Source organism: Paenibacillus sp. FSL K6-2859, assembly GCF_038008265.1.
Lineage (GTDB): Bacteria > Bacillota > Bacilli > Paenibacillales > Paenibacillaceae > Paenibacillus_AQ > Paenibacillus_AQ nitricinens.
In genome coordinates, this window is record NZ_JBBOYU010000001.1 from 4658885 (window position 1) to 4671482 (window position 12598).

A 12598-nucleotide genomic window follows, 5' to 3' on the forward strand; every position below is an offset into this window, starting at 1 on the left:
GTAGTCAATTCTCAAGAAGAATTGACTACGTGCCTTGGCTTGTTTACTTCACTGCTGGGAAAAGATTAACAATCTCATCCTTTTTCTCCACAGGGACAATCTGTTTGCCTGTAGAACGACGCTCTCCAAGTGGTGCAGATTCAGAAGAGAACGTGTGATGTGCATTCTCCCGTGTAATTGCATTAAGTTCCAGCGGCTCTCTGCAATAGAAAGCCCCTGCCAATTTACTGCCATTTGGCCGTACTCGCTTGCCTTCCTTAAATTCAAAGGTTGGCATCCCTTTGCCACCGCGGCTTTGAGATGGATAATCCACTAGTAATGAACGTTTCGCATATCCGATATCGGAGATAGAAAGGATCTCACCTTCATCTTCACTGACCCAGAAGCAAGAAATCACCTCATCGCCCTCACGAAGCTGAATGCCTCTTACACCGGATGCAACACGGCCCATAGGATTAACTTCATTCTCATGGAATCTAATACTCATTCCTTCACGAGTCACTAGTACAATGTCCTTGTCATTCGTACTAGTAACGACTGTAATGATCTCATCACCGTCTGCTACCTTACAGGCTGCTACGGCTCCAGAGCGGCTTGTAGAGTATTCCTTGAGCTCTGTACGCTTAACCTGACCTCTGCGGGTGATAAACACAAGGCTTTGCTGCGGATCATCAAGATTATTGACCGGAATCACGCTAATGATTCCATCCCCTTTAGACAACCCGATAACGTTAACAATCGCAGTACCAGGTTCTTTCCATTTAAACTCTGGAATCTGGTGAACCGGAAGTAAGAAGTACTGCCCCTTGCGCGTAAATACCAGCAGACTGTCACGGGTATTCACATCGAGCAGCTTAACGATATGATCGCCTTCTTTAACGCCTGAAGTATGACGTTCCCCACCAGAGCGGGTAAAGGAAAGCATACTTGTACGCTTAATATAACCGTCTGCGGAAAGTGCTACTAGCACATCCTCTGCGTTGACCAGCGCTTCAAGGCTAACCTTAAGCTCCTCAACTTCGCCTTGGATGAGCGAACGGCGATCGATCCCGTATTTATCGCGGATCTCCAGCAATTCCTTACGGATTACAGCTACGAGCTTCTTGTCACTTTCCAATATGCCACGCAGATGTGTAATCTTGACCATCATTTCATCCAATTCTTTTTGGAGTGAAGTAATCTCCAAATTCGTCAGACGATACAATTGTAAGGTAAGAATAGAATCCGCTTGACGTTCACTGAACCCGAACATCCACACGAGATTGTTCTGAGCGTCCTGACGGTTCTTCGATGCTTTGATGGCAGCGATGACCTCATCAAGAATATTCAGTGCCTTAACCAAGCCCTCTAAGACATGAGCACGGTCTTCTGCGCGTTCCAGATCAAATTGGGTGCGGTGAGTCACTACTTCACGCTGATGCGCGATATAGGCCTCCAGGATGGCTTTAAGGCCAAGCTGTTGCGGAGCCTTGTTGACGATCGCCACCATATTGAAGTTATAGGTAATTTGAAGATCGGTTTTTTTGAGCAGATATGCCAAAACGCCTTGGGCATCCGCTTCTTTCTTGAGCTCCACTACAATCCGAAGTCCTTCTCGTCCACTCTCATCACGAACTTCAGCAATGCCATCGATCTTCTTCTCTAATCGAATATTCTCCATGGAGGTAACTAGTCGTGATTTTACAATCTGGAATGGAACTTCCGTAATCACGATTTGTTGCTTGCCGCCACGCATATTTTCAATCTCAGTCTTGGAGCGTAAATAAATACGGCCTTTACCAGTACGGTAAGCATCCATGATGCCATCTCCGCCCATAATAGTGCCGCCTGTAGGGAAATCCGGACCTTTCATAAAGGTCATGATATCTTCTAGTTCAATATCCGGCTTCTGCATCACTGCGATACAAGCATCAATAACCTCCCGTAGATTATGTGGCGGAATCTCAGTGGCAAAGCCTGCGGAAATCCCACTCGTGCCATTTACGAGTAGATTCGGATACCTGGAAGGAACAACTACAGGCTCTTTGGCTGTATTGTCAAAGTTGTCCTTAAACAGCACCGTCCGCTTCTCGATATCACGCATCATCTCCATTGCAATCGGAGATAAGCGTGCTTCCGTATAACGCATTGCCGCAGCTGGGTCATCGTCCATCGAGCCCCAGTTGCCATGACCGTCAACAAGAACATGCCCCATCTTCCATGGCTGTGCCATACGAACCATACCATCGTAAATCGAGGAGTCACCATGTGGATGGTAATTACCCATTACATCCCCGACGGTTTTGGCTGACTTGCGGTACGGCTTGTCAGGCGTGTTGCCAGAATCGTACATCGCATAAAGAATCCGGCGCTGTACAGGCTTAAGTCCATCGCGGACATCGGGAATCGCCCGGTCCTGAATAATATATTTGGAATACCGACCAAAGCGGTCACCGACGACCTCTTCCAGAAAAGCCGGCAAAAATTGTTCTGATAAACTACTCACTTTGCTCACCTTCTGTTCCTCAAACTGCCCGTTTTATAATAGTATGGTGCTTCTCATGAACACTCCTGGGATTCTTGGACTTCCAGCCGCTGTTGTCTCCAGATTTCTTTGATTATACCGCTAATGCGGATAAAATCAGGAGACAAAGGCGGACGCTATCGCTCCTACAGTTCCAAAATTCCCCTACGTTCCAAGAATCACCAAGCTTTTAGAAAATCGGGATTATCGTCACTTGCAGCACTACTAACTGCAGCTACTCTACAATTTCAGTGAAATCGACATTTTCAACAATCCAACGTTTACGAGGATCGACCTTATCACCCATCAGTGTAGAAACACGACGCTCAGCCTTAGCCGCATCCTCAATCTGCACTTGAAGCAGTGTACGCGATTCTGGATTCATCGTTGTTTCCCACAGCTGATCAGGGTTCATCTCACCCAATCCTTTATATCGCTGAAGCTCGAAGTTTTTGCCGAATTCCTTTAAATAATTTTGCAATTCTTCGTCACTCCATGCATATCTTACGGTCTCCAGCTTGCCCGTTTTGCGGGTCAGCTTATAAAGCGGAGGCTGGGCGATAAAAACCTTTCCGGCATCTATTAACGGCTTCATATAACGATAGAAAAATGTCAGCAGCAGCACCTGAATATGCGCTCCATCTGTATCCGCATCGGTCATAATGATAATTTTGGAATAATTGCTGTCTTCGACAGTAAAATCCGGGCCAATTCCTGCACCAATCGTGGAAATGATTGCTTTATATTCATCGTTCTTCAGGATATCCAGCAGCTTGGCTTTTTCCGGATTCATAGGTTTCCCTTTTAGCGGCAAGATCGCCTGAATCTTTGAATCACGGCCTTGCTTCGCTGAGCCACCGGCTGAATCACCTTCTACGATGAACAGCTCAGTACGTGTAACGTCCTTGGACTGCGCAGGTGACAATTTCCCACCAAGATTCGAGCTCTCGCTACGTTTCTTACCTGTACGAATCTCATCGCGGGCTTTGCGAGCCGCTTCCCGAGCCTTCGAAGCCTGAATTGATTTTTTCAAAAGACTCTGTGCTACCTGTGGGTTTTCTTCCAGGAAACGAGCCATATTCTCAGATACGATATAGTCTACTGCACTACGGGCAGAAGCACTTCCGAGCTGATCCTTCGTCTGTCCAACAAACTCAACCTCGGACATTTTAACACTAATGACAGCCATCATACCTTCGCGCAAATCATTTCCTTCTAAATTCTTATCCTTTTCTTTAAGCAACTGTGTACGGCGGGCATAGTCATTTAACACACGAGTATACGCAGTTTTAAAGCCCGTCTCATGAGTACCCCCGCTACGAGTAGGAATGGAGTTAACGAAAGAAGCCAAGGTTTCCGTATAGCCCCCATTGTACTGAAGAGCTACCTCCACTTCGATATCGTCTTTTTCTGCGCTGAAGTGAATAACGTCATGCAGAACATCCTTGCCCTCATTCAGGAATTGCACAAATTGGCTTGCTCCACCCTCGTAAAAGAACTCGTCCTGACGATTACTCCGCTCATCATGCAGCGTAATACGCAGACCGGAATTCAGAAAGGCAATCTCCTGTACCCGCTCTGCCAGCGTGTCATAATTCAGGGCAATTCCATTTGGAAAGACGCGAATATCCGGTTTAAAAGTAATTTTCGAACCGGTTTTGTTGGTGTTGCCTAAGATTTCAAGGCCCGTTACCGGCTCGCCAACATGCTCTTTCCCCTTCTTGTCCACCCAATATTCAAAACGTTGACGATGGATTTTGCCCTCACGATAAATCTCTACTTCAAGCCATTCAGACAAAGCATTCGTTACTGAAGCCCCTACGCCATGCAAACCGCCTGATTTCTTGTAACCAGATCCACCGAATTTACCGCCTGCATGCAAAATTGTAAATACAACCTGCGGCGTTGGCACTCCTGTCTTATGCATTCCAGTTGGAATTCCACGGCCGTTGTCTGTCACTGTTACTGAGCCATCTTTGCGAAGTAGTAAGTCAATCTTCGTACAATACTTGGCTAAATGCTCATCCACAGCATTATCTACAATTTCCCATACTAGATGATGTAGTCCCGAAGAACTTGTACTGCCGATATACATGCCAGGTCGTTTGCGCACTGCAACCAGACCTTCGAGCACTTGAATGTCGTCAGCATCGTATCCAGTACGGCTATTCTCGCCGTTATTAGAAACTTCAGCAAACATATCGATCTGTTCGAGCATTCATGCTCCTCCTTCTTTTCTCTATACTAAAGCATTAGCGCCTTTGGCGTCCTTATAAGGACGGTAAGCCTTTTAGCGAGAAACATAAGATATAAAGTATAGGTGCAAAACTTATACGTTCTTATATTTCTAAAAATGCAAACAAACGTTTTCGTCACTTTGTACATTCTAATTCAAAATATCCCTTTTCGTAAAGACGGCGAATGAAATGATCACCGAAACAGCCCCCCATACTGCCAGTACAGCCATGGAAAATGACAAGGACATCCCCTCTATAGGGGCGGGAGTTCCTGACAAATAGCCGGTCAGTCCAAGATTTACCATAAATAAATATTTCGCTGTTGTCCAGGCTGAAGCCATATTGGTCAAAATATTTCCAGCGATCAGCGCTGCCATCATGACCACTATACTAGCAGCAGTGCTCCTTACAAGTACAGAGATCATAAAAGCAAGCAGGGCAACTACAACGCTTACGAACCAGACCAATCCACCTTGCATAAGCATATATTTCCACTGTGGTATTGCATGTACAGTAGACATATCTACCGAGTCCCCACTGATCTTAAAGCCTGTAAAAACAGGGATATTGAAGCCCTTATATCCAAAAGCGAGACCAGAGATCAAATAGCTGATCACAAATGTGGAGAGTACGATGAGTGAGACAAACATAAGCAGTGCCGCCATTTTGCTAAACAAAACTTTCCAACGCTTAACTGGCCTTGTCAGCAGCATTTTGATCGTCCCTGTAGTCCGCTCCGCAGAAACTAAATCCGAAGCTACAGCCATAATGAGTAGTGGAATAAATAAAGTAACGGAATTATCCATAAACTCACGGGTAAAGGTAACGCCACTTGGCTCGTTCGGATTCACATCATGGTGAAGGTAATATTGAAGCTGCTGTACAAATATTCGCCGATAAGTCTTCCATTCCTCTGGAATCCGGTCGCTACCCAAAGAATTTTGATTATCAATGATCTGCTGCTGGATCTCCAGGCGCCAATCGGAGTTGAATTTATCTCGGCTACGCTCAGCAGATCGCATTTGCGCGTAGGTGAACATAGGCACCAGAACAATCAGAATCAGCAGTATAACATAAAACCGTTTCTTTTTTATGATTTTTAAACATTCATTACGGATTAGCGGAAGCATATTATTCAACGTTCTCACCCTCCGTTAGTTTCAAGAATAGCTGTTCCAGTGTCGGATTGATTTTATGCACAGCCCTAACTTCGATTTCAGCAGTCACCATAACAGCCACAATCTCGGGGATCAAATCCTGCTCCATAATTGTGATTAAAGAATTCGGGCCCATACCTGCAATTATTGAATCATCCAAGGTAACGTCTTCCAGATTCTGAATCTGAATATCTGGGCGATCAGCCAGTAATGTCCTAGCTTCAGCAAAAGGCTCTAGCTCCCAAAGTACATACGGCGAATTTCGGGCAATAAGCTCATCTACCGAACCCACTGCAAGTACTCGCCCTTTACTAATAATCGCAACACGGTCGCAGAGAAGCTGGATTTCACTAAGTAAATGACTCGATACAAATACCGCCAACCCCTCATCTGCTAGCTTGCGTATAAATTCTCGCAGCTCCTTAATTCCCTTTGGATCTAAGCCATTTGTTGGCTCGTCCAGAATAAGCAGACGCGGATGTCCCAGAAGAGCCTGCGCTATACCAAGTCGCTGCCTCATCCCAAGCGAATATGTACTTACCTTATCATGGATTCGTTGATCTAACCGTACGATATCTACCACTTCACTAATGCGAGTATTATCAATACCAGGCTGCATCCGGGCAAAATGCTGTAAATTCTCCCATCCCGTCAAATAGGTATATACCTCAGGGTTCTCCACGATAGAGCCAACAAATTGCAACGCTTTTTCCGGATTTCGGTTTACATTGTAACCACATACCGTAATCTTGCCCTCGCTTGGACGAATCAAATCGACAAGCATTCGAATCGTAGTTGTCTTTCCAGCTCCATTGGGTCCGAGGAAGCCAAAAATTTCTCCTTTTCTCACATCAAACGTAACATCATCTATAATCCACTTTCGCCCTATTTTTTTCCGTACCCCGTCTACAGACAAGACGACCGGACTGGATTCATCACTGTTCGCTTTTGTCATATTCTCTTTAGCTCCTTGTTAAACACAAATCATCTTTCTTAGAAAGCTGGCTCTCAATTGTGTTCTAGTGTATAGCCTGAATGAATCGCTCTCCGATTCGCTGATAGCCATCCCCATTGGGATGAAAATGATCCGTTGATAAGTATTTGTCCAAATGCTTGTTAAACAAGTCGAAGGTTGGAACCAATGTCATATTGCTGTGCTTATTAATAACATCCATTGCCGCATTATTCCACTTCGCAACCGCCTGATTACCTGGTACAAGCAGATCTGGTATATCACCAAAGGGGTTGTATAGACCCATATAATAAATTTGAGCATTTGGATTGATTTCCGTGATTTTCTGCAGAATCTTACCTAATCTTCCTACTGCTTCTGGAAGGGCTGCTAGCAAAGACTCTGGAGTCAGCTCTTGATCGGTCGTGGATTCACTTTGAAGTGCGCCACTATTCTGCAAAATATTGGAGTCCTTGAATAAATCATTCCCTCCGATCGAGAGCAGAATGACATTCGCCATATGCAGCGCGTAATCTACACCATCTTCTTCCAGCTTGCTTAGCAGTCCTGCAGTAGTTAAACCATTAATCCCCATATTCCCTAAAAAATCAACCTCAACACCTTTAGCAGATAAACCACTAACTGTACGCTTAACAAATCCTTCCCCGGTGTTATCACCAGTTCCCTTGGTTAGCGAATCTCCGAGAGCAACAACTTTGAGCTTCTTGTCAGCTTCCGCCGCTGGAGCAGCTGTTTGTTGAGGTATGTTGGTGTCTGCGGCTTCTCCAACCGGATAGATAATGTCTCTGACCGCATAAACTAAACCTACAATTAGAATTATGGTTGTTACTATGGAAATCAGGCTAACGCTGCGCCATGTCCACTTTGAATCATTCAAAGCCATCCCTCCGTGTGCCGTTCTATTATGTATTGTTCCACAATTTACAAAGATCTTAACTATGTACATAAACATAAATCTTCCATACCGGTTTTGCAAATGTCTAGAACAGAAATAAATCCAGCTGCTCCGCTTATTTAACCCAAATATGAATACGAAAATTCTCAAAAAAATTCAGCGATTAAAGTTTGGGCACAAAAAAACGTCCCCCGATTTTCATCGGAGAACGTTGATTTCAGTAATGATATTTTCAATTATTTACCAATAAATTCTTGAACCCAATAGTTATTGTCATAACCTACACCGATATAATTGAAATTAGCATTCAAAATATTAGCTTTATGACCAGGACTATTCATCCATGCTTTCATTACTTCTTCTGGTGTTTTTTGACCCATAGCAATGTTCTCGCCTGCGGCGTTATACGTGATCCCAAAGGATTTCATCATATCGAATGGTGAACCATACGTAGGTGAAGTATGTGAAAAATAGTTATTAGTACGCATATCCGTAGCTTTTGTAGCTGCTACTTTATGAAGGCTGTCCAATCCAGAAACAGGTTTCAGACCAGCTGCTGCACGCTCTTTATTTACCAGCGTTACGATCTGTTGAACATAAGTTCCTTTATTGCTCGCAGCACCTGTACTAGGTGTAGTTTCTGTAGGTTTAGTTACAGGCTTAGTTACAGTAGTCGTATCCGAAGGTTTAGTTACAGGCTTAGTTACAGTAGTCGTATCCGAAGGCTTAGTAACCGGAGTTGCGGTAGATGTATCTTTATTTGGAACCGTTCCTGTTTGAGGCTTGGACACCACGATTGTGCTATTAAAAATAGGGAATCCCTGTAGTTTGGCTTGTTTTAGATATTGTAAAACTTGCTCATAGCTAGTACCTGATTTAATTACTGTTACTTCAGTTGAGGCCGCATTCGCTTCGAGTGGAAGTGAAATACTAAGGGCCATAACAGCTGCTACACTACCACCAATAATTGCTCTTAATCTCTTGTTCTTCATTCTGCCATCTCCTCTTTCTTGTGTGTAATATATGTTTCTGCTTAGAGTGACCAGCTACAAATGTTACAAAGTTGTAATTTGTTCCTCAGTCATTGTAGCATAATTCTATCAGCTGTGCTCTTCTAATTTTTAACATTTAATAGTCTTGACTGTAAGTTTTCTGAGTCTGAATGCATTAGATTTTCACGATAAAAAACAAAAAAAGTCGCCATTCTCGAGAGAATAGCAACTTCTAAGTGCTAATGGATATGAGGTAACTAGTGAAACGACTGCCAAAAGTCTCCCTCAGTAGAGATAAGTCCCATAATTTCTGCGTATGGAATACGGAAAGTGGGAAAACCCGCAACATAAGGAGCAATCTCATAAGGAGCAAAATAAAGATACAACGCTTCATTATCTACAAAGAAAGGCTGATCCGAGGTAATTCCTTTATACGTATCCGGAAAAACATAAGAGTATTGAGGGTCATTCTCAATCTGCTTTCCGACGATTTTACTTAGCTTCTCCACATATCTGCTTCCTGGCTTGAACAGATCACCCAGCTTATAGAACCTTCCATTTCGCAAATTAGTATGGGTATAGATTTTGGTAGGCATACCGTGGGCTGCTCCAAAAGGATATCGATAACCCGTTAATTCCAGCACTAGAAGGTTTTTGCGGAAAAAGGACACTGAAAAATCACCATTGTAACTGAAATCCTGTGTTGCTCCATTACTACCTGGGTCTTCAACTAGCGAAAGCTTCCGTAATTTATCATTAACCTCTCTAGAAACTTCCGCACTTGCAATTCCCTCAACAACCGGATAGTAAACCAGATAATCCCTGTTCGGTTTGTACTTCTTCTCTACTACGGAATATGGCGGTCTCAGTGGGATGACTCCATTTTGCCTCCAAATCTGTTTCCCTTGACGATCATAATATGCTGTACGTTGATCTATATCTGCTCTAATTAGGCGCCCACTGAGGGTAAGTGTTCCCGTCCCTTGAATAACTGGAGGCTGAGCTGCTCTTTTTCCAGTTCGATCTATAAAAAAAGTCTCCTTAGCATCATACACAGACGCCAGTCCGTCCTGATAATTATTCACACCAAGCAGGGTATGATTGCTCAGAATCGCTCCTGTCTCTGCATCAGCGATAACGTACCGTGAGCCTCGATAAGGTTGACTAGGGAATATTGGTGTTCCTATGGCTGCTCTGCCCTCACCAAGCTGCAGGACTTCATAATATTTCGCAGGGATGATCATTTTTCCTTGTTTATCAATCAGCCCATAGGCGTTGCCATAGTTCTCCGCGGTGTTCACCACTGCACGCCCCTCCGAAAAAGGTAAGGCAGAAGTGAATTGTGGCTGAATAGCTACTGTTCCATCAGTGTTTAAGTAACCGTACTTACCGTTCTCAGTCGCTTGATAGGAGAGCAGCCCATCACCCGGACTCCCTACGAATGGATGATTGTACGTATGCAGAATCTTCCCTTCAGGATCAATGAGTGCGTACTCCCCCTCTTTAATCTTGACTAAAGCCACACCATTCATGAAATCATTGGCATCCAAATAAATTGCAGGCAAAACCTCTTTGCCTTGCGCATCTACATACCCGTATAGGGATTGACCACCCGTTGTGTTTTGTTTCGAAAATAATGCAAGTCCCTCATGTAATGAGTTTAGATAATCATAACGGGCTGGAGTCACCTCTTTACCTTTTTCATCAATAAATGTGTACCCTTTCGCATCTGATACTACTGCGCGTCCTTCCGAAAAAGGGGCAATAAACGAGTAAATGGGCTTCACCCGCTCCCGTCCAGAGCTGTCGATCAGTCCGCTACTGTTTTTTCGTTGTACAATTGCTAGCCCATTTTTCTGAAAATCCTCAGCATATTCGTATCTAGGTTCAATCTGAACACGACCTTCGTCGTTAATATATCCCCAAAGCGTACCCTCTTTAAGATTAAAGGGCGCCGGATGCAGCCCAGTATTTCTTAATTCGTCGTCAACCCACTCCGGTAATACATACGGCGTCTCATAAGGCTTATTAGAGTAGTCTACACGATATAATCCTGCCTCTGCTGGGATCGTAACGAACAGCTCCTCTTCTGTACGTATGAAATCTTCTTCTTGCTGCGTAATATATTCGTTCCAGCCAATGCCGTCCCATCTCCATACATCCGCTTGCAACGGACCATTGTCATTCCCTTTCCCCAGCTCATTCAATCTAATCCTTAACATCCAGTCGCTCCCCTTTAACAAAGGCATTTGCCTATAGAATATGGGAGAATGTTGATTTATGTGATTTTGATCTTTTAGATGTTGATGAAGTTGAAAACGCATCAAGCGAGTTAGATGTGTCGATACTGGTTGCACGGTGGGTATTAGGCGGGAACAAAAACTATTACACTTCATTTAGCTCAATTCAGTCGATTATCCGGGATTGATACCGTTCATTTACTACATTTCAAACAAAAACGAGTGCAGTGTCTGCGTATAATATAGGTTGGTCTTAACCGTGGAAGTCGGGGTAGGACTATCGGCGGCAGTAGGCGATAATGTTTGTGCGATGTTGTTGTAGCGATATTGGTTGTGACAGTGCAAAGCCATTGAAAGAGACATGCCAAAAAGCGTTTGCGGTAACTAGCAAACGCTTCTTCTGTCTTACCCCAGCGAGGTGATAATGAGAACAGAGAGGAACTTTGGAGCTGTAGAAACAAATGGGTCACCTTTGTTCTCAGATTCCAGCCGCTAACGCGGTATCAATCAAGGAATCTGAGAATAACAGCGATCGTAAGCCCAATATTTCCCGGAGTTAGCCCTTAATCACCCCGCGACCATGACTACTTCTTCGAAGAGTACTTCCGCATATCAAATGCGACTGCGGCTATAATGATCAAACCTTTGATAATTAACTGATAGTACGGGCTAATGCCGATAAAGGTCAGACCGTAGTTAATGAGAGTAAAGATGATAACCCCCACTAGAACACCCGGCACAGTACCAATGCCCCCGGTTGTAGATACGCCACCGACTACACAAGCTGCAATGGCATCAAGTTCATACATGTTACCGTAGTTATTAGTTGCTCCACCTGTTCTAGCAGCTTCCAGAACGCCTGCCAGACCATATAGCGCACCAGCAATAGCATAGATATAAATCAGGTTCTTGGAAACATCGATACCGGATACTTTAGCCGCCTGCATATTTCCGCCAATAGCGTACATGTTCTTACCCAGCTTGGTTTTATTGAATACCACCCAAACAATGGCGGCGACCGCCAGGGCTATGAGAACAATGTATGGTACTGAATATTTGCCGCTCCCGATGAAGCCGGACCCGATTTTGGTAAAATCAGGACGCAGACCGCCGATTGGCTGGGATTGGTTCGGGTCCATATCGAAGTACAGGGAGTTCAGCCCGTACACGATGAGCATTGTACCCAGGGTAGCTATAAATGGCGGAACGTGAAGCTTGGAAACGACAATACCATTGATAAGTCCACAGAGAAGACCAGCAATGATAGCAATTGCTATAGGAAGGATTACTTCCACTTGCGGAAGATCTGGAAAAAAACGACGGGAATAGTCTGGGATTTGCAGCATCGAAGCGGAGATAACCGCCGTAAAACCAACCACCCGTCCGGCGGACAAGTCAGTACCTGCCGTAATAAGGATAAAGGCAACCCCAAGCGCGATGATAACGCGTGTAGACGACTGAATCAGTACGTCACGCAAGGTGTTGATGGACATAAAGTTTGGATCGTATATGATGATCCCCATAATCAGCAGTACCAGCACGATGTAAATCGCGTTTTGAGTCACAAAGGATTGAGCTTTTTTTACGTTCATTTGTAGTGA

8 protein-coding genes are annotated in these 12598 nt (G+C 44.3%); all 8 read right to left on the reverse strand.

The features are described from left to right. Positions 1-43: 43 nt before the first annotated feature. Positions 44-2485: a DNA gyrase subunit A gene (gyrA, locus tag MHB64_RS20870; protein WP_094870246.1), complete on the reverse strand. Its 2442-nt coding sequence runs from the start codon at positions 2483-2485 to the stop codon at positions 44-46. A 253-nt stretch (positions 2486-2738) separates the two neighbouring features. Beyond that, positions 2739-4721: a DNA topoisomerase IV subunit B gene (parE, locus tag MHB64_RS20875; RefSeq protein ID WP_042190046.1), complete on the reverse strand. Its 1983-nt coding sequence runs from the start codon at positions 4719-4721 to the stop codon at positions 2739-2741. 168 nt (positions 4722-4889) lie between these two features. Beyond that, a complete protein-coding gene (locus MHB64_RS20880; protein ID WP_094879024.1) occupies positions 4890-5879 on the reverse strand; it encodes an ABC transporter permease in 990 nt (329 codons plus the stop codon). Next, a complete protein-coding gene (locus MHB64_RS20885) occupies positions 5872-6852 on the reverse strand; it encodes an ABC transporter ATP-binding protein (protein WP_094874813.1) in 981 nt (326 codons plus the stop codon). Before MHB64_RS20885 ends, MHB64_RS20880 begins: the two co-directional genes overlap by 8 nt. Positions 6853-6916: 64 nt before the next feature. Beyond that, positions 6917-7753 (reverse strand): GDSL-type esterase/lipase family protein, encoded by an 837-nt coding sequence (locus MHB64_RS20890; protein ID WP_341135303.1) that lies wholly within the window; start codon positions 7751-7753, stop codon positions 6917-6919. Between the two features lie 248 nt (positions 7754-8001). After that, positions 8002-8757 (reverse strand): CAP domain-containing protein, encoded by a 756-nt coding sequence (locus tag MHB64_RS20895; protein WP_341135304.1) that lies wholly within the window; start codon positions 8755-8757, stop codon positions 8002-8004. Positions 8758-9014: 257 nt separating this feature from the next. Continuing rightward, positions 9015-10979: a WG repeat-containing protein gene (locus MHB64_RS20900; protein ID WP_341135305.1), complete on the reverse strand. Its 1965-nt coding sequence runs from the start codon at positions 10977-10979 to the stop codon at positions 9015-9017. Between the two features lie 602 nt (positions 10980-11581). Continuing rightward, a complete protein-coding gene (mglC, locus tag MHB64_RS20905; RefSeq protein ID WP_094872601.1) occupies positions 11582-12589 on the reverse strand; it encodes a galactose/methyl galactoside ABC transporter permease MglC in 1008 nt (335 codons plus the stop codon). Positions 12590-12598 lie beyond the last annotated feature (9 nt).

Coding starts and splice junctions, on each gene's coding strand:
- parE (WP_042190046.1), bottom strand. CDS start 4,721: ATGCTCGAACAGATCGATATGTTTGCTGAAGTTTCTAATAACGGCGAG.
- MHB64_RS20885 (WP_094874813.1), bottom strand. CDS start 6,852: ATGACAAAAGCGAACAGTGATGAATCCAGTCCGGTCGTCTTGTCTGTA.
- MHB64_RS20890 (WP_341135303.1), bottom strand. CDS start 7,753: ATGGCTTTGAATGATTCAAAGTGGACATGGCGCAGCGTTAGCCTGATT.
- MHB64_RS20895 (WP_341135304.1), bottom strand. CDS start 8,757: ATGAAGAACAAGAGATTAAGAGCAATTATTGGTGGTAGTGTAGCAGCT.
- MHB64_RS20900 (WP_341135305.1), bottom strand. CDS start 10,979: ATGTTAAGGATTAGATTGAATGAGCTGGGGAAAGGGAATGACAATGGT.
- mglC (WP_094872601.1), bottom strand. CDS start 12,589: ATGAACGTAAAAAAAGCTCAATCCTTTGTGACTCAAAACGCGATTTAC.